Annotated in this window: 10 protein-coding genes; 2 read left to right on the top strand and 8 right to left on the bottom strand. The window is 69.3% G+C overall.

The window, feature by feature from the left end:
- The 8 genes from ACHWVH_RS18155 to pilG form a co-directional block, all read right to left on the bottom strand.
- A partial coding sequence (locus ACHWVH_RS18155) for a DUF6531 domain-containing protein (protein ID WP_394687689.1) occupies window positions 1-2,632 on the bottom strand: 2,632 nt, incomplete at its 3' end.
- 364 nt (window positions 2,633-2,996) lie between these two features.
- The gene (locus ACHWVH_RS18150; protein ID WP_017911496.1) at window positions 2,997-3,473 is read right to left on the bottom strand and encodes a chemotaxis protein CheW; all 477 of its coding nucleotides are present in this window, start codon (window positions 3,471-3,473) and stop codon (window positions 2,997-2,999) included.
- A 73-nt stretch (window positions 3,474-3,546) separates the two neighbouring features.
- Entirely contained in the window at window positions 3,547-4,884 is a 1,338-nt protein-coding gene (locus ACHWVH_RS18145; protein WP_394687688.1) for a chemotaxis protein CheB, read from the bottom strand.
- Window positions 4,871-12,118, bottom strand: coding sequence for an Hpt domain-containing protein (locus ACHWVH_RS18140; RefSeq protein ID WP_394687687.1), 7,248 nt, complete (start codon window positions 12,116-12,118; stop codon window positions 4,871-4,873). Before ACHWVH_RS18140 ends, ACHWVH_RS18145 begins: the two co-directional genes overlap by 14 nt.
- Before the next feature lie 111 nt (window positions 12,119-12,229).
- On the bottom strand, window positions 12,230-14,266 hold the full coding sequence (locus ACHWVH_RS18135) for a methyl-accepting chemotaxis protein (protein ID WP_017910265.1): 2,037 nt from the start codon (window positions 14,264-14,266) through the stop codon (window positions 12,230-12,232).
- A gap of 40 nt (window positions 14,267-14,306) precedes the next feature.
- Window positions 14,307-14,837 (bottom strand): chemotaxis protein CheW, encoded by a 531-nt coding sequence (locus tag ACHWVH_RS18130; protein ID WP_017914762.1) that lies wholly within the window; start codon window positions 14,835-14,837, stop codon window positions 14,307-14,309.
- A gap of 1 nt (window position 14,838) precedes the next feature.
- Entirely contained in the window at window positions 14,839-15,201 is a 363-nt protein-coding gene (locus tag ACHWVH_RS18125) for a PleD family two-component system response regulator (protein ID WP_026143267.1), read from the bottom strand.
- A 17-nt stretch (window positions 15,202-15,218) separates the two neighbouring features.
- Window positions 15,219-15,620 carry a twitching motility response regulator PilG gene (gene pilG, locus ACHWVH_RS18120; protein ID WP_003472648.1) on the bottom strand — a complete coding sequence of 134 codons (402 nt, stop codon included), beginning with the start codon at window positions 15,618-15,620 and terminating at the stop codon, window positions 15,219-15,221.
- Between the two features lie 242 nt (window positions 15,621-15,862).
- On the opposite strand from pilG, the gene gshB reads away from it, so the two are divergent.
- Together gshB and ACHWVH_RS18110 are read left to right on the top strand one after the other, a co-directional pair.
- Window positions 15,863-16,813 carry a glutathione synthase gene (gene gshB / locus ACHWVH_RS18115; protein ID WP_017910262.1) on the top strand — a complete coding sequence of 317 codons (951 nt, stop codon included), beginning with the start codon at window positions 15,863-15,865 and terminating at the stop codon, window positions 16,811-16,813.
- Window positions 16,810-17,691, top strand: coding sequence for an energy transducer TonB (locus tag ACHWVH_RS18110; protein ID WP_017910261.1), 882 nt, complete (start codon window positions 16,810-16,812; stop codon window positions 17,689-17,691). Before gshB ends, ACHWVH_RS18110 begins: the two co-directional genes overlap by 4 nt.
- The last annotated feature ends 317 nt before the right edge of the window (window positions 17,692-18,008 follow it).

Here is an 18,008-nt window from a genome sequence, read left to right as displayed (position 1 = left end):
CGCCCACGTCCTGCAGCGTGCGCGCCAGGCGGTTGAGCGGATCGTAGTCGTTCTGGGTGGCATGCCCGAGCGCGTCGGTGACGGTCTTGGTGTTGCCGTTGGGATCGTAGCCGAAGTCGGTCGGATCACCTTGTGCGGTGGCCTGCGTCGCCAATTGGCCGAGCTGGTTGTAGATCCGAGAAAGCGTGCGCTTGAGCGTACCCGATGCGTCCTTGGTGTCCTCCTTGGACCGGTTGCCGGCATTGTCCAGGGTGTAGTGGATGGTGTTGCCGGCGTTGTCGGCGATATCGGTCAGCCGATGCGCCGCGTCGTAGGTGAAGCGGGTGAACGCGCCATCAGGCTGCGTCACCTGCTTGACCAGACCAGTCGGCCAGTAGTCGATCGAAGTAATGCGGTCGTCGCTCTCGCTGCTGTCGTCGGACCCGCGCACCTTGCTGGCGGTCAGCCAGCCGCGCGGGTGATAGGTGTAGTCGGTCACCAGGCCGTTGGCGTCCTTCGCCGACAGCACGCGGCCGGCGCCGTCGTAAGCCAGGTACTCGGTGACCTGGCCGAGCGCGTTGGTCACCTTCCACAGATCGCCCTTGCGGTGCGGACAGGTGGTCGGGGACGTGGCGCAGGTGCTGTCGTCGGTGGCGTAGTAAGTGAAGCGGGTGATGTCGTTGACGTCGGTGCGCGCGCCATCGACCGACTTGGGCAGGCCCAGGATCGGGCAGGTGCTGTCGGTCGTCGCCACGTCCGCCGCTTCGCAATAGCTGTAGATAACAGTGCGCTGCTTGCCTGAAGCCGTGTCGCTGCTCGTCATCTGCACCGGCTGCAGGCGATCGTTATAGCTGTAGGACACGGTGCGCCCGCCGGTCTGCACCGACAGCAGGCGATTGCTGCCAGCCGCCGTACGTGTCGTCGTCGTGCGCTCCTGCGGTTGCCCGACCGCCTCGCGTACGGTGTGGATGTTCACCGCAACACCGTTCTCGGTCGCTTCGGCGTAGCTGTGCTGGGTCTGGATACCACGGCGATCGGTGACGCTGCTCAGCCGGCGGCGGAAGTCGCTGGACTGATCGTTGTAGCTGTACTGCAGTGTGCCGTCGGTCCTGGCGACGGTGGCGACCTTCGGCGAGGCACCACCCGCCTCGGTCATCGTGTAATCGTTGACATCGCCCAGCGCATCGGTGACGCGAGTGCCGGCAGCCGAGTAAGCCAGGGTGATGCCGTCGATACCGGCGGCGTGCTGGCTGGAGATCGCACGGCCAACCTCGTCGTAGGCGAAGGTGCTGAAGCGCTGGCCGTCCTCCGTGGTCACACCGGTCAGATGGCGCGGGAAGCGCGTGTCTTCATAGTGATAGATCCGACTTTTGCCATCGGCATAGGTGACGCTCGCAAGGCGCTGCTGGTCGTAGCCGTAGCTGGCCAACTGCACCCCACCGGAGACGATGCCGGTGATCAGCGCGTCGTCATTGTCGTCGGCATACAGAAGTTCGATGGAGCGGCCCTGCAGCGACGCGATGCTTTGCAAGCGTCCACGCGTGTTGTAGCCGTACACCCACCCACTTCCATCCTCGGCAATGCGCGAGACCAGCTTGCCCTTGGCATCGAAGGTGTAGATCGCATCCTGGCGATACAGGATCCATTGGTCGCCGTTGGCGACGATGCGCTCGTCCGAGGCGTTGGCCGCGCGATACTCCGAGCCACTCTTGCGGAACGGCACGGCGTAGCCGCTGCCCTCCACCAAGCCCAACGCTTCACCCTGGATCGTCAGGCGCAGGCTGTGCGAAAAGGTCCAGCCGGGGCCGAATCCACCGGTATTCAGTGCGATACCCGAGTGGTAGTAGCGCGTCAGGGTGATCCAGCCCAGATCCAGGTCGCGCTCGGTCTGGAATTTCTCGCCGGTCTTGACGTCGCAGGGGTTGCCTCGCATACCGGAGTTGCCGCCATCCTGTTGCTTCTCGCATTGCAACGTCGAGACTTCGATGGTGGCGAAGAAGTCCTTATTCGTGCAGCCTTGGTCACTGATGTGCCAGATGGCGTATGGTTTCGGACACTCGGAGCGACGCGTACGCCCCATGAATGTGGTGTATTCGTTAGGGCCGCTGCAATCATCATAGTACGTCCGAACGCTATACCGCCTGCTCTGGGCTTCAATGCCGACGTCATACTCGGGATATGGACCGAACGACAGCTCCCATGGCCCTTCCGGCGCGACCGAGGCCGCAGGGCAATTGGGTCTGGTAGCACTGATTTCCTGTGCAAGTACGGCCGCAGCCTGCTCTTCGGTCGGGATCTTTGTCGTGTTCCAACTTTCATATGTCCAGTTTTCGTCCTTGGCTTCGGTACGACCCATCCAATAGGTGATTATGGACGTCCCATTTTCCTGGACGACGGTGTCCTTGATCGTATCGACGTACTGGTACACATCCTCCATGTCCTGAGGCCCAGGAATTGCCTTGATCGCTGCCTCCGCAGCTGCTTGGGTGTAGTAGACGCCATGGGAATTCCCTTCCTCATCGCGGACCAGAAACTGCTGCTTCTTCCCATCTGTCCCGGCGAACGCCGAACCCATGAACAGAAAGAACAGCGCCATTACCAGCGCAAGGCGGCTGGCGCCGCCGGAGGTACGTTCATGGTGCATCGTGTTCATCGCGCGTCCTTGCAAGAAGTCGATCAAGCCAATCGGGTCAGCGGTTGCCAACTGCCTGTCCGGCCAGAGGCCGATCGACGCGCAACAGCGCGCCGCCAAGGGCTCGGCAGTGTTATCGGAGAAACAAACGGGTGGGGATGCCCAAGAGCGGGCGGTCGCGTCATCCCTGAGCGACGCAATACAGCGAACGGGTGCACGCACGTTGCGCATACGACAATCCTTGTCATTACGAGAAGCGATGCTAGACGATGGCCCTATCCACTGGCAACAAGCCGCTGCGGCTTTCGCTCAAGCGCGCATAGCATCGGCCAGGATGGTTGCGGTACGCAGTCAGAAGCAAGGCCGTTGCAAGACGGCTGCCGATCTAGATGATCGCCGCAAACCGCTCCACCACCATCCCCTCGATCGCCTCCAGATCCGGCAGCAAGGCGCTCTGCTCGCCCAGCAGCACGCGCATGTGCACGCCGGGCGGGAGGGTTTCTTCGGAGGCGTCGGCGAGCAGGCCGTCGCGGGGGACAGAGATCAGTTGCGGGAAGGATTGGGTGAGCAGTGCCACGTACGGCAGGTCGGGGTTGCCGCCCAGGGCCTTGAGCACGACGATCTTGTTGTTGGCGGCCACGATCTCGGCGCCCAGGCCGGTCAGGCGGGCGAAGGAGACCAGCGGCACTTTCCAGCCGTACCAGGCGATCTGGCCGAGCAGCCAGTGCGGGGCGTCGGGCAGCGGTTCGACCGGCACGCGCGACATCACTTCGGCGATGGTGGCGTTGGGCAGCAGCACGCGCTCGCTGCCGGCCAGGATGAGGACACCACGGATTTCGTCGTTGCTGGCGTAGCTGCTCATGGAGTGACTTCGTCCTGAAAGCGGAAAAAACGCGCGATGCGGGCGCAGCGATGAATGGCGTATGCCGCCTCGCTCAGCCGCTCCACCGTGCGGTCAAGGCCTGGGCCAGTTGCGCCGGATCGCCGCCGGGATGGCCCTGCAGGATCAGTTGAGCGCCGGCGGCGGGGTCGTAGCAGCCGTCGCCGGATTGCCCGGCCACCCAGGCGCCCTGCGCGGCCAGCGCCAGCACCGCATCCACCTGCTGCGGATCGCTGCCGCTGAGCAGCAGCACAGCGCTGTGCGCGGCCGGCAGGCCGGCGACCACGGAGGCGCCGGCGTCCTGGGCGACGAAGCGCAACCCGACCGTGCCGTGCACGCCGACGTCGTCGGGCAGGATGTAGACGTTGCCAGGGGCGACCGGCTCGCCGGCCTCGGCCAGCAGCACCGGCAGCGTGGACACGCGGGCGATCTGCTTGACCAGGTTGCCGTAGCGGCCGCCATCCAGGCGCAACTGCACCAGCAGCGGCAGCGGGAAGTTCTCCGGCAGTGCGGCGAGCAGGCGGCGGATCGCATCGGGGCCGCCAATGCCGGCCATCACCAGCACCGCACCGTGCGCGGCGGCGCCTGCACCGGCACCGCTCGTGGACGCGGGCTCTTCCGATTCCAGCGCGACCAGCGACAGACCTTCGGTGGAGAACTGCGGGACGTGTTGCGACGCGCGCGGCGCAGCGGCAAGCAGGGGCGCATCGTCGTCGACCAGCGACCAGGCACTGGCCGGCAGCGCCGCGGGTGCGGTTGTGGGCGCAGCCGGTGTGGCATCGGCCTGCGGTGCAGCCGGCGCGGCAGACGCTTCGCTGGCAGCGGCCTCGGCGCGCGCGAACTGCAGCTCCTCGAAACCGGGCGCGACGTCCGCCGGCGGCTGCCAGGCATACATGCCGTCTTCCGGCGCGGCCTCGGCGAAGCCGGCAGCTTCGTCGACATGCAGGCCGATCGGCGCGTCCTCGTGCAGCTGCGCCGGCGTCGCCGGCAGGCCCGGCTCCGGCTGCAGGCCGGTCTCGGTCTCGCGGCCGGGCGGCAGCACGTCCTGATGGCCTTGCAGCTTGGCCGCCAGATGCCGCGCCCAGCGCTGCGCTTCCCAACCCTCGCGGCGCGCGGCTAGCTCGGCCTCGTCGAAGATCACGGTGACGCCAGGCAGCGCCAGCGCCGCATCCAGCCGCTCCAGTGCGTCCTCGATCGCCGGTTCGAGCGCGATCAGCACCGCGCTGGGGGCGGCATCGGCCAGGGTCTGCGCGTCGATCGCGCCCGGGTCGTCCTCCAGCACGATCGCCGCGCCGACGAGGTGCAGCGCTTCGCGCAGGCGCTCGCGCGCCTTACCGGGACGGGCCAGCAATGCGACCGGCGTGGAGGTGGCGTCGCCGTCATTCGCGAACACGGGCGATCCCCAGCAGGTCGTAGACGTTGCGCATCAGATCCAACTCTTGGTAAGGCTTGCCGAGATAGCGCTGCACGCCCAGTTCGAAGGCGCGCTGGCGGTGCTTCTCGCCGCTGCGCGAGGTAATCATCACGATCGGCACGGCGGCGTAGCGCGGATCGGCGCGCATCGCCGTCGCCAGTTCGTAGCCGTCCATGCGCGGCATCTCGATGTCCAGCAGCATCAGGTCTGGCACGCGCTCTTCCAGGCGCTCCAGCGCCTCGACGCCGTCGCGCGCGGACACCACGTCGAAGTTGTGCCGCTCCAGCACGCGGCCGGTGACCTTGCGCATGGTCAGCGAGTCGTCGACCACCATCACCAGCGGCACGCGGCGTTGTTCGGTCGGCGCGGCCTCCACCACCGGCCGCAACGGCTGCGCCAGGAAGCGGCGCACCAACGGGGCGATGTCGAGGATCACCACCACGCGGCCGTCGCCGGTGATGGTGGCGCCGTAGATGCCGGGCACCGAGGCGATCTGCAGGCCGACCGGCTTGACCACGATTTCGCGGTTGCCGAGCACTTGGTCGATCGCCACCGCCGCACGCAGGTCGCCCGCGCGCACCAGCAGCAGCGGCACCTGCGCCTGGCCTTCGGCCCGTGCCGGCGCCTGCCCGACCAGCGAGCCGAGGTCGTGCAGCGCGTATTCCTCGCCGCTGTAACGGTAGCCGCCGGTGCCGGCCTCGAAGCGCTCGCGGCCGATGCGGCCGATGCCGCTGACCGACGCCACCGGCACCGCGAAGGTGGTCTCGCCGATCTGCACGAACACCGCCTGGGTGACCGCCAGGGTCTGCGGCAGGCGCAGGGTGAAGGTGACGCCCTGGCCGCGCACCGAGTGGATGTCCACCGAGCCGCCGAGCTGGCGCACTTCGTTGCGCACCACGTCCATGCCGACGCCGCGGCCGGCCAGCTGGCTGACCTGGTCGTAGGTGCTGAACCCGGGCGCGAAGATCAGCGCATCCAGTTCGTCGTCGGACAGCACCGCGTCGGCGGCGATCAGCCCGCGCTGCTCGGCGCGGCGGCGGATCGCCTCGCGGTCGAGTCCGGCGCCGTCGTCGGCCACTTCCAGCACGATTTCCGATCCCTCGCGGCGCAGGCGGATGGCGATGTTGCCCTCCTCCGCCTTGCCCGCGGCACGCCGTTGCTCCGGCGCCTCCAGGCCATGCGCGACCGAGTTGCGCAGCATGTGTTCCAGCGGCGCGACCATGCGGTCGAGCACGTTGCGGTCGAGTTCGCCGTGGGTGCCTTCCAGGCTCAGGTGCACCTGCTTGCCGGTTTCGCTGGCGGCCTGGCGCACCACGCGCCGCAGCCGCGGCACCAGGCCGTCGAACGGTACCATGCGCGCACGCATCAGCCCGTCCTGCAATTCCGAACTGACGCGCGACTGCTGCTGCAGCAGACCGTCGTACTGCCGCGCCAGGTCGTCGAGCACACCCTGCAGGCCGCCCAGGTCGGCCGCGGACTCGTTGAGCGCGCGGCTGAGCTGTTGCAGCGTGGAGAAGCGGTCCAGTTCCAGCGGATCGAAGCTCTGCTCGGTCTGGTCCTGTTCGCGCTGGTAGCGGGCGACGATCTGCGCCTCGGTTTCCAGATCCAGGCGCCGCAGCTGGTCGCGCAGACGCGCGTTGGTGCGGTCCAGTTCGGCCATCGCGCCGCGGAACGCGCCCAACTGCTGCTCCAGACGCGAGCGGTAGATCGCCACTTCGCCGGCGTGGTTGACCAGGCGATCGAGCAGGTCGGCACGCACGCGTACCTGTTCCTGCATGGGCCGCGCGATCGTCGCCTCTTCGTCGGGCGTGCCCTCCACCGGCAGCGGTGCCGACAACGGTGCCGCCACGGCGGCCAATGCCGCGGCAGCCAGCGCGTCGTCGGCCGCCACGACCGGCGCCGCGACGGCAGTCGCGGCATCGCCAGCGGCGACGAACCGTTGCCCGTGCGTACGCGCGTCGAACGCGCCGATCAGGTCCTGCGGCATCGCCACCGCGCGGTGGTTGCCGGTCAGGGTCAACAACTGGTGCAGGCGATCGAAGCCGCGCTCCAGCAACTGCACGTCCTGGCGGTCGAGCTCGGTGCGATGGGCGGCAACCGCCTCCAGCAAGGACTCGATGCCATGGCCGAGGTCGCCGATGGCGTTGATGCCGGCCATGCGCGCGCCGCCCTTCAGCGTATGCAGGTCGCGCTGCAGGCCGCCGAGCACATCGCGGTCCTGCGGCGCGGCGCGCAGCTCGGCGATCAGGCGATCGCAGTGGTCGAGCAGGTCCTTGCCTTCGTCGACGAAGATATCGACCAGCTCGCGATCGAGGTCGGCGAAGTCCAGCGGCCCCAGATCGACGGCCGACAGATCGGTCCGCGCGGCATCGGCCGCGGCATGGGCTGCGTCGACGTCGGGCTGCACGGGCACGGCTGCCGCCGACGCGTGTTGATCGGCTTCTTCGTGCGTATCGTCGACCGATGCGGTCGCGTCCATCTCGGTCGCCGCGGTCGTGTCGTCCTGAGCGGCGTCGCCCTGCGGCGCGTCGGGCGCTGCGTCGGGCGCCGCATGATGCGCGTCCGTCGTCTCGTCGGCATCGGACGACGACGCGTGCGCGGCATCGTCCGCTTCGGCGGCGACATCCTGCAGCAAGCTCTCGCCTGCATCGCTGGTCGGCTCGACGTGTTCTGCGTCGGCGTGCTCGCCGACCGTGTCGGTGGTGGGGGAATTCGCACCGCCCTCGCCCGTCCCCGCGTGCAGAGGCGAAGCGGCGTCCAGGGTCACGTCGCCGTGCTCGGCGGCGGACCCGGTATCGTCGTTGGCCGAGGCCACGCCGTCGTGGCGCCAGCCGCTCGACGGCGCCAACGGGTGCTGGCGCAGGCCGATCGCAGGGGCGTCCTCGTTGAGCTGCTGCTCGTGCGCTTCAGCGGTGTCGTCAATGGGCGCATCGGCGTCGACGTGCGTCGCATCGTGCTCCGATGCCTGCGCATCCTGTCCGTGTGCGGACGCGTCCTGGCTGTCGCTCGCCTGCGCGTCGGTCGCATGGTCTTCGACAGCGTGGTCCGCTGCCGAATGATCCGTTGCCTGCGCTTCGGTCGCGTCGGCGTCGGCGTCGCGGTCGGCCGCCGAATGATCCGACACCTGCGACTCCGGCGCATGCACGGACGCATCCCGGGCTTCCCCGTCCTGCGCTTCGATTGCGTGAGCCTCGGAGCCCTGCGCCTCGCCAGCATGCTCCGGCGCCTGCAGTTCCTGCGCTTCCATCGGGGTATCGGTCGCAGCATCGGCGATGACCGCATCGACCGTCGCGTCCTGCGCCGCCGGATCCAACGCTTCTGGAACCGGGTCCGACACCTGCTCGGCGCTCAGCGGCGCCTCGACCGTCAACTCGTCGAGCTGGCCGTCCTGCGCAAGGGCCGCCTGTTCGTCGGCATCGCGTTCGTCATGCGGTGCGGCCGCCTCGTCGCCCGCCGCTGCGTCATGGGACTGCGCATGGTCCTGTGCGGCCGCCGGCTCAACAGCAAGCGGCTCGTCCTCGCTCGCCGACGCCAGCGTGCCCACATCCGTGTCGGTGGTGGCGTCGCTGTCTGCCGGCGTGGACGCCGCCGCCCCGTCCGAGGACTGCGCGGACGCGGCGTCCGCGTGAACATCGATGCGATGCTGGTCGGCGTCGACCGCGTCGGACTGCCCGGCAACGTCATCCACCGGCAGCGCTTCGTGCAGATGCGCGGCATCGCCAAGGAACGCCGACAGGTCGTCGGCCGCGGTGAGTTCCACCGCCTGCACGGCCTGCTCATCCAGGCCAGCCTCGGCCGGTGCCGACGCGGACAGGTCTTCGTCGTCCTCGTCGTGCGCGATCGGCGGCCACTGCACTTCCGGCAGGGTCTCCACCAGCGCGCGCAGGCGCTGCGACAGCTCGGTGAACGGCGGAATCACCGGCGACGGCGCCTGCAGTTCCGCGATGGTGTCGGCAACGGCACGCGCCGACTCCTCGAGCGCGCGCACGCCTTCGGCGCTCGGAACGCTGCCGGACGCCAAGGCGCGCTTGACGTAGCTCTCGGCCGGGCCGGTGACCGCGGTGATCTCCGGCACGTCGGTCATCGCGAACGCGCCGCTCATGGTGTGCACCGCGCGCAGCAGCGCTTCGGTCGCGGGCTGCGGTGCGTCCTGCAGCCAGGCGTGCACGGTCTCCAGATGGGTGGCGACCTCGGCTTCGAGGATCTCGCGCAGCACGCTGTCCACCGAGGCCGGCGTCCCCGCGCGCGGCGCGACGGCTGCCTGCGGGGTGGCGAAATAGAACGCCTCCTCGCCGGCGGCAATGCGTTCGGCCACCGTCTGGATCGCGTCCAGATCGGCCTGCACCGTGCCGTTGCCGCGCAGCGCGGCATTGAGCTGCGGCAGCACCGCGTAGGCCTGCTCGACCATGGCCACCACCGCCGGACTGGCCGGGCGCGAGCCGTCGAGCACGCGGTTGAGCATGCTCTCGATCTTCCAACTGAACTCGCCGAGCACGCGCGCGCCGACCAGGCGGCCGCTGCCCTTCAGGGTGTGGAACACGCGGCGGATCGGCCGCAGGCTTTCGGTGTGGGCAGGCGCGGCGCGCCAGGCCGGCAGCAGCGCACCGAGATTGACCAGTTCCTCGTCGAATTCCTCGAGGAACACCGCGCGGATCTCTTCGTCGATCTCGCCATCGCCGTCGATGAAGCCGGTCTCGGCGGCGGGCGGAGCGGCGCCAGGCGCGGCGCTCGCCTCCGCACTGGCGGGTGCTGCGATCGCAGGCTCGCCGCTGTGGGCGGCCGCGGTCACGTCGAACTGCGCGGCAGCAGCTTCCAGGTCGGCCAGGAACGCGGCTTCGGCGTCCGACACCGCTGCAGCGTGTGCCTGTACCGGCTCGGACGTTGCATGCTCCTCGGATTCCAGCGCGGCATGCTCCGGCGCCGATGGCGCATCGGCCACGGCATCGGTGTGCGCGGCCTCGTCGATGGCGGCAAGGCCGGCATCGGTCTGCGCCGGGCCATCCATGGGCGCGTGCGACTCGGTCTCGCGTGTGGCGTCGGTGGCCTCCACGGCCTCCGTCGGGATCGCGTGCGCGGCGTCTTCGGCGTCGGCACCGGCGTCTGCTGGCTCGCCCTCCCCTGCCGCGTCTAGGCGTTCGCCGTGGGCGATATGGGCGCCAGCGTCGGCCAGCGCGGCCGCATCCGACGGCAGCGCGGACGCGGCCTCCTCGTCCTGCGCGGCTGGGACGGCGTGCCAGTCGAGCGTGTGCACCTCGTCGGCGGACCCGCCAGGCGCGTCGGCGAACGCCGGCGCGTCTTCCAGTTCGATGACCAGCGGCGGCGTGGAGGTGTCGGTGTGTTCTGCCGCGGCGGGCGTGTCGACGATGATCAGGTTGGGATCGTCGTGCTGGCCAAGCTCGGCGAACGCAGCCGGCCCATCGGCCTGCGCCTCGTCGTTGTACTCGGCGGCCACCGGATCGAAACCGGCGACATCGGAGACGGACGGCGCGGAAGCGACTGCCGCGTCGTTTTCCCGCGTGAACGCCGAAGGCGTCTCCGGCCGCAACGCGTCCTGTTCCAGCACCAGGGAATCGAGGCTGATGTGCAGCGGCTCGGCGGTGCCGGCCCAGCTGTCCTGTTCGGCCGCGACCGGATCGAAACTGAGCGCCTGCGACGTTGTTATGGGCTCGTGCTCGTCGCGCGCAGCGCCGTCGTCGGCGGGCGCGGAGGCGTGTTCGGCCGCGGTGTCGGCGTCGTCCGTCGCCAGGCTCCACTGCGGCGCCTGCGGTGCGGACGGCGTGTCCTGCGTGCGCGGCGTCGTCTCGAGCGTGTCCTCGGCCGGCGCCAGATCCCAGGCCGGCACGGCCGGCGCGGCGATGGACGGGGGCGCCGACGCGTCGATGCGATCAGCGGCCACCGGCGGCAGCGGCGCAACCGATTCGGCCGCCTCGCTTGCGCTCGGCAACACGCCCGGCGCGGCCGGCACGGTGTCGGGCAGCGGCCAGTAGCGCAGCGCTTCCAGGCTGCTGCGGGTGATGTCGAGGATCTCCTCGCGCCCGGGGCGGCGCTCGCGCAGCGCTTCCAGGTAGTACTCGAGGCTGGCCATCGCGTCGGCCAGGGTGTCGAGTTGGCGGCCGCTGGGCACGCGACGCTTGCCGATCAGCTCGGTGGCGACGTAACGGCGCACGCCTTCCAGGTAATCGGCCGGCTGCGGCAGTTCCAGCATGCGCAGGGCACCGGCGACCTCAGCGAGCAGGCGCGGCACCTCGTCCAGGCGCGCATGGTCCCAGTTGGTCTCGATGAAGGCGACGAAATGCTCGCGGGCGCTGCCGAAATTGGCGATGGCCTCGTGCGCCAGCACTTCCACCGTGCGCCGCGCCTCGGCGGCACTGGCGTCGTCGTGTACGTCGCCGCCGGCGCCGAGATAGGCGACCTGGTCGTCGAGCGAGGCGTCCACGTACAACAGCGCACCGGCGATATCCAGCAGCAGGCCTTCGTCGGCCGCGCGGGCGCCATCGACGATGCTGCGCAGCGCGTCGCGCTGCTGCACCACCACGCTGCGCGCCACGCCCAGGCCCATCACGCCCAGGGTATCGGCGACGCTGCCCAGCTCGTCGACCTGGGTCTGCAGCGCGGCGACGTCGCCGCCGGTGCGCAGATGCAGGTCCAGCGCGTCCTTGACCCGCAGCAGTTCTTCCTTGATCGCGGTGCCGACGGTGTCGAGCAGTTCGCGGTTGCGCCCGGCGAGGCTGCCGCGCGCATGGTCCAGTTCGGCCTCGGTGGCGGCGGCCGCGTCAGGCGCCAGCGCGAACAGCGCGCCCTCGCTGAGGCCGGCTTCGCCGCGCGCGGCGCGGATCTCGTTGAGCAAGGGCAGCAGCACGATCGGAATGTCGCGATGGCCGTCCTGCAGGCGTTCCAGGTAGTCCGGCAGCAGCACGGTGCCGCGCATCAGCGTGGCGCAGGCCTCGTCGCGGTCGGCCGCCTGGCCGTTCTGCACCGCCGTGGCCAGCAGTTCCAGTTCCTCGGCGACCATCGCCGGCGCGTACAGCTCGACCATGCGCAAGGTGCCCTGCACCTGGTGCAGGTAGCCGGCGCAGAAACGCATGCGGCCGGTGTCGGCCGGTTCCTCGACGAAGGCCTCGATCTCGCCGCGGACCTGGCGCAGGGTCTCGTCCAGTTCCGGCTTGACCCAGCCCAGCGCGGCATGGCTCATCGCATCGCGCAGCGCGCTCATCGCCGCGTCTCCGCGGCCGGGCACGCGCCGTGCCGCGCGAGCGCGGCGACGGGATGCGGGAGTTGTTCACGGTACGTCATGTGCGCTTCCTTCCACCCGGTTCCGGCCCGCTTACGCCGGCAGCTTGAAGTCGGCGACCGAGCGCCGCAGGTCCGCCGCCAGTTGCGCCAGGCGGCCGATCGATTCGGCGGTCTGTCCCGCGCCTTGCGAGGTCTGTCCGGTGATCTGCCGGATCACGTCCATCGTCTGGGTGATGTCGATCGCCGCCGCCGACTGCTGGTGCGCGGCGATGGAGATGTTCTTGATGAGGGTGTTGAGCGCGTTGGACACGCGTTCGATCTCGGTCAGCGCGGTGCCGGCGTCCTCGGCCAGACGCGCGCCGGACACCACTTCGGAGGTGGTCTGCTCCATCGAGCTGACCGCTTCGTTGGTATCGGCCTGAATGGTCTGCACCAGGCCTTCGATGCGGCGGGTGGCGCCGGAGGTACGTTCGGCCAGGCGCTGCACTTCGTCGGCGACCAGCGCGAAACCGCGGCCGGCCTCGCCGGCCGAGGCGGCCTGCACCGCGGCGTTGAGCGCCAGGATGTTGGTCTGCTCGGAAATGTCGTTGATCAGTTCCACGATTGAGCCGATCTCCTGGGTCGACTCGCCCAGGCGCTTGATGCGCTTGGAGGTCTCCTGGATCTGGTCGCGGATCTGGTCCATGCCCTGGATGGTCTCGCGGACCACGCCGGCGCCTTCGGCCGCGATCACCACCGAGCGCTGCGCCACTTCCGCCGATTCGGTGGAGTTGCGCGAGACCTGCTCGATGCTGGCGGCGATTTCGTTGATGCGCACCGAGGCCGAGCCGATCTGCTCGGCCTGGTGCCCCGCCGCCTCGGCCAGTTGCCGCGCGGTGGCCTGGGTTTCCTCGGTGGACACGGCGACCTTGGCCGAGGTGTCGTTGATGGTGGTCACCAGGTGGCGCAGCTCGTCGACGGCGTAGTTGATCGCGTCGGCGATGGCGCCGGTCATGTCCTCGGTGACCGAGGCCTTGACGGTCAGGTCGCCTTCGCCGAGCGAGCTGATTTCGTCGAGCAGGCGCATGATCGCCTGCTGGTTGCGGCTGTTGTATTCCACCTGGGTCTGCAGGCGGATTTCCTGCTCGCGGCTGCGGCTGCGCACCGTGGTCCAGACGAAGCCGACGATCGACAGCAGCGCCAGCAGGCCGGAGATCACGCCCAGCCAGAAGTTCGGGAACAGGCGGGTGTCGCGGGTGGAGCCGAACGCGGAGAACGCGTCGAACAGCTTCTTGCTGTCCTCCAGCATCTTGCCCGAACCGGCGGTCAGCGCCGCGGCGGCGGACTGCGCGGCGAACAGGCTGCGCGAGCTGGCCTGCAGCGCGTCCAGGTCCTTCTTCATTTCCGCCCACTGCGCCTGCGACTGTTCCAGCGCGGCCAATGCGGCGGCGTTGCGCACCGGGGCGATGCCCAGTTCCTCGTTGCCGTTGCGCAGGCCCTCGAGCATCTGCCCGAACACCACCGCGTCGCGCGCCAGCGCGTCGCCTGCACTGGCCGCGCCGCGGCCGCCGGCGCGCATTTCGGTGACGCGGCGGGCCATGGTGCCGGCCACCACCACCTGCTGCAGGGTGTTGTAGATCTGCGCGGCGGGCGCGCCGCCGACCGTCATCGCGCGCACCACCTCGTTCAACTGCGCCTGCAGCTGCGGTACGCCGCCGACGAAGCGGTCGGCGTTGCCGGCCAGCGCCAGCACCGCCGGTTCGCTGTCCACCACCTGCTGCGCGTTCTTGGCCAGCGGCGCCCAGGTGCCGTTGAGGGTCTGCAGCGGCGCGGACACGCCGGCTTCGTTGGCGTAGCGTGCGTTGAGCTCGGCGACGGTGCTCTCCACCTTCGCCTTGGTCTGCTTGAATTGCTTGAAGGTCTCGGCGTTGCCGGACACTGCGTCGCGGGCCTGGTTGGCCAGCTGTTGCGACAGCACCTGCAGGTCGGCCGCGCCGGTGCTGGCGCCGGCCAGGCGGTTGCCCTGCCAGGTGGCCACGCCGGTGTTGGCGCCGAACACGACCAGCGACAACGCCAGCAGGCCCAGCCAGAAACTCGTGCCCACGCTGCCGAGCTTGCTGGCCTTGCGGGCGTCCGGAGCAGTACTCATGATGCGACCTCGGTCTTCGATGCGGAGGCAGCGCGCGCGCTCAGGCGGCGGCTTGCCGGAATTCGGGAGTGCGCGACAGCAGCGACAGCGAGAACACGCCCCAGTCCTGGGCGTCGCCGCGGAAGGCGCGGTCGATGAAGTGCGCGTAGCGGCCCTGGGCCAGATCGCCCGGCTCCACCGCCTGCGTCTCGGTGAAACTGCGCTGGCCGAACAGCTCGTCGATGGTCAGGGCCACGTCGCCGCCGCTCTGGCGCATGATCAGCACGCGCTGGCCTTCCTGCAGCGCAGTGCGCTCGCCTTCCAGGAACTGCTTCAGGTCGACCACCGGGAACAGGTTGCCGCGCAGGTTGCCCACGCCCAGCAGCCACGGCTGCGCGCCGGGCACCGGGGTGACCGGCGGCATGCGCACGATCTCCACCACTTCGCGGAAATCCGAGACCAGGTGACGCTTGCCGACGCGGTAGCCGACCCCGCGCCAGACGTCGTCGTCGAAGGCGCGTTCGGGCATCTGCACGGCGTGCGCCAGGCTGCGCCGCTCGTAGGCCTCGAGGATGTCGAAGGGCGAGCGCATGTCAGCCCACCAGTTGATTGATGCGGGCGATCAGCTCGTCTTCCCGCGGCGGCTTGACGATGTAGTCGGTGGCGCCCTGGCGCATGCCCCAGACCTTGTCGGTCTCCATACTCTTGGTGCTGATGATCAGCACCGGGATGTGCCGGGTGGCCTCGTCGCGCGACAGCGCGCGGGTGGCCTGGAAGCCGCTCATGCCCGGCAGCACCACGTCCATCAGCACCAGGTTCGGCGCCTGCTCGCGTACCAGCTTGATCCCGTCCTCCGCGTTGTCGGTGGACAGGACCTGGTGCCCGGCTTTTTCCAGCCATTGCGTGAACACCGCCCGGTCGGTCGGTGAGTCCTCGATCAACAAGATACGGGCCATGCTGCCTTTCCCCCTGGTCAGGCGTTGACGTATGTACGGATCGCGCCCAGCAGCTCTTCGCGTGTAAAGGGTTTGGTGAGGTACTGCTCGGACCCGACGATGCGCCCGCGCGCCTTGTCGAACAGGCCGTCCTTGGAGGACAGCATGATCACCGGCGTGGCCTTGAACAGCTGGTTGCCCTTGATCAGCGCGCAGGTCTGATAGCCGTCCAGCCGCGGCATCATGATGTCCACGAAGATGATCTGCGGCTGCTGGTCGGCGATCTTGGCCAGCGCCTCGAAGCCGTCGGTCGCCGTCACCACTTCGCACCCTTCGCGCTTCAGCAACGTTTCGGCAGTACGACGGATCGTTTTCGAATCGTCGATCACCATGACCCGCAAGCCTGCGAGTTCCCCACCCGCAGTCGTGTTTTCACTCATCACTTGCCCCCAAGCGCGCGACGCTTCATCGGATCCGGCTTCGCTGCGAAACGCCATGTATCCCAAGACCCGCTGCGACTGTCAAGGCCGCCGCTGCCGGTCTGCGTTGAACCACGTAACAGCACAAACTATGTCACAGTTTGGCGGATAACGTGCGACACCGCGCAGCCGCGCCCGACACCCGATGCGCGGCGCCCCCGCCGACCCGCTACCATCTTCCGCTCAGTCTCTCAGGTGCCCCCATGCCGTTCGATGTCATCGTGGTGATGGACCCCATCGCCAGCATCAAGATCGCCAAAGACACGACCTTCGCGATGCTGCTGGAAGCGCAGCGCCGCGGGCACCGGCTGCACTATGTGCGCCCCGGCGGGCTGACCCTGCGCGATGGCTGCGCAACCGCCCAGGCCGCGCCGCTGCGGGTGCGCGACGACAAGGCCGGCTGGTTCGAGCTGGACGCGTTCGCCGAACTGACCTTCGGTCCCGGCCAGGTCGTGCTGATGCGCAAGGATCCGCCGTTCGATGCGGAGTTCCTGTACGACACCCACGTGCTCAGCGTGGCCCAGCGCGCCGGCGCGCAGGTGGTCAACGACCCGCAGGGCCTGCGCGACTTCAACGAGAAGCTGGCCGCCCTGCTGTTCCCGCAATGCTGTCCGCCGACGCTGGTCAGCCGCGACGCCGCCACGCTCAAGGCCTTCGTGCTGGAGCACGGCCAGGCCGTGCTGAAGCCGCTGGACGGCATGGGCGGGCGGTCGATCTTCCGCAGCGGCACCGGCGACCCAAACCTCAACGTGATCCTGGAGACGCTGACCGACGGCGGCCGCAAGCTGGCTCTGGCGCAGCGCTTCATCCCGGACATCAGCGCCGGCGACAAGCGCATCCTGCTGGTCGATGGTGTGGCCGTGGACTACTGCCTGGCGCGGATCCCGCAGGGCGACGAGTTCCGCGGCAACCTGGCCGCCGGCGGCCGCGGCGAAGGCCGCCCGCTGAGCGAGCGCGACCGCTGGATCGCCGCCCAGGTCGGCCCGGAGATGAAACGGCGCGGCATGCGCTTCGTCGGCCTGGACGTGATCGGCGACTACCTCACCGAGGTCAACGTGACCAGCCCCACCTGCGTGCGCGAGCTGGACGCGCAGTTCGGGCTCAACATCGCCGGGCTGCTGTTCGACGCCATCGAGGCCTATCCGGCGCGATGAGCGCGGCCGCCGCGACGCCCGCGCCGCGCATCGGCGAGCGCGAACGGCTCAGCGCCACCCTGGTGCTGTCGCTGATCGTGCACGGGCTGCTGATCCTGGGCGTGGGCTTCGCGATCGACGACGATGCACCGCTGGTGCCGACGCTGGACGTGATCTTCAGCCAGACCAGCACACCGCTGACACCGAAACAGGCCGACTTCCTGGCCCAGGCCAACCAGCAGGGCGGCGGCGATCACGACACGCCGCAACGTCCGCGCGATAGCCAGCCGGGCGTGGTGCCACAGCGCCAGGACGGGCTGGCGCCGCAGGCGTTGCGTGCGCAGACCGCGGCCGCCGCACCGGAACCGACCCCGCGCGTGGTCAGCAGCGCGCGCGGCGAGCAGCCGCTGCCGGTGGCGCAGACCCAGCCGCGCACCGACGACCCGCAGCGGCCGGTGGACGCGCAGCGCGAACAGCGCGATGCCGAGATGGCGCGACTGGCCGCCGAAGTGCACCTGCGCTCGGAGCAGTACGCCAAGCGCCCCAACCGCAAGTTCGTCTCCGCCAGCACCCGCGAATACGCCTACGCCAACTATCTGCGCGCCTGGGTCGACCGCGCCGAGCGCGTCGGCAACCTCAACTATCCCGACGAAGCGCGGCGGCGCCGGCTCGGCGGCCAGGTGGTGATCAGCGTCGGCGTGCGCCGCGACGGCAGCCTGGAGAGCAGCCGCATCCTGCGCTCCAGCGGCGTGCCGATGCTCGACGCCGCCGCACTGCGGATCGTGCAACTGGCGCAGCCGTTCCCGCCGCTGCCGCGCACCGACGACAACGTCGACATCCTGCAGGTGACCCGCACCTGGGTGTTCCTGCCCGGCGGCAGCCTGGTCGACGACCGTTGAGCGGCGAGGACAAGCAGTAGTCCCTCTCCCTACGGGAGAGGGGTTGGGGTGAGGGTCCGGCGCGCAGCGACTCGTGGTGGTTGGGTGCACGAGGCTTCGCCCGGACCCTCATCCGCCCCTTCGGGGCACCTTCTCCCGAGGGGAGAAGGAAGCGCACTAGCCCCTCTCCCCTCGGGAGAGGGGTTGGGGTGAGGGTACGGCCGCCATGAAGCCCGACAGCGAAGGACATAACCATTGGTGCCGCCGACATAACGACGCGGCATTTCTGTGATGGCGTCCCATTAAGGTTAATGGAGCGGGGGAACGTTACCGCGCAT

Origin of the sequence: uncultured Xanthomonas sp., from assembly GCF_964278005.1 — a bacterium.
Classification (GTDB): Bacteria; Pseudomonadota; Gammaproteobacteria; order Xanthomonadales; family Xanthomonadaceae; genus Xanthomonas_A; species Xanthomonas_A sontii.
The sequence above is the reverse complement of the archived record's forward strand: the minus strand, read 5'-3'. Positions and strand labels throughout refer to the sequence as shown.

Bases quoted from the DNA above. Each gene is read 5' to 3' on its own strand.
- ACHWVH_RS18150 (WP_017911496.1), bottom strand. From the start codon at position 3,473: ATGAGCAGCTACGCCAGCAACGACGAAATCCGTGGTGTCCTCATCCTG.
- ACHWVH_RS18140 (WP_394687687.1), bottom strand. From the start codon at position 12,118: ATGAGCGCGCTGCGCGATGCGATGAGCCATGCCGCGCTGGGCTGGGTC.
- ACHWVH_RS18135 (WP_017910265.1), bottom strand. From the start codon at position 14,266: ATGAGTACTGCTCCGGACGCCCGCAAGGCCAGCAAGCTCGGCAGCGTG.
- ACHWVH_RS18130 (WP_017914762.1), bottom strand. From the start codon at position 14,837: ATGCGCTCGCCCTTCGACATCCTCGAGGCCTACGAGCGGCGCAGCCTG.
- ACHWVH_RS18125 (WP_026143267.1), bottom strand. From the start codon at position 15,201: ATGGCCCGTATCTTGTTGATCGAGGACTCACCGACCGACCGGGCGGTG.
- pilG (WP_003472648.1), bottom strand. From the start codon at position 15,620: ATGAGTGAAAACACGACTGCGGGTGGGGAACTCGCAGGCTTGCGGGTC.
- gshB (WP_017910262.1), top strand. From the start codon at position 15,863: ATGCCGTTCGATGTCATCGTGGTGATGGACCCCATCGCCAGCATCAAG.
- ACHWVH_RS18110 (WP_017910261.1), top strand. From the start codon at position 16,810: ATGAGCGCGGCCGCCGCGACGCCCGCGCCGCGCATCGGCGAGCGCGAA.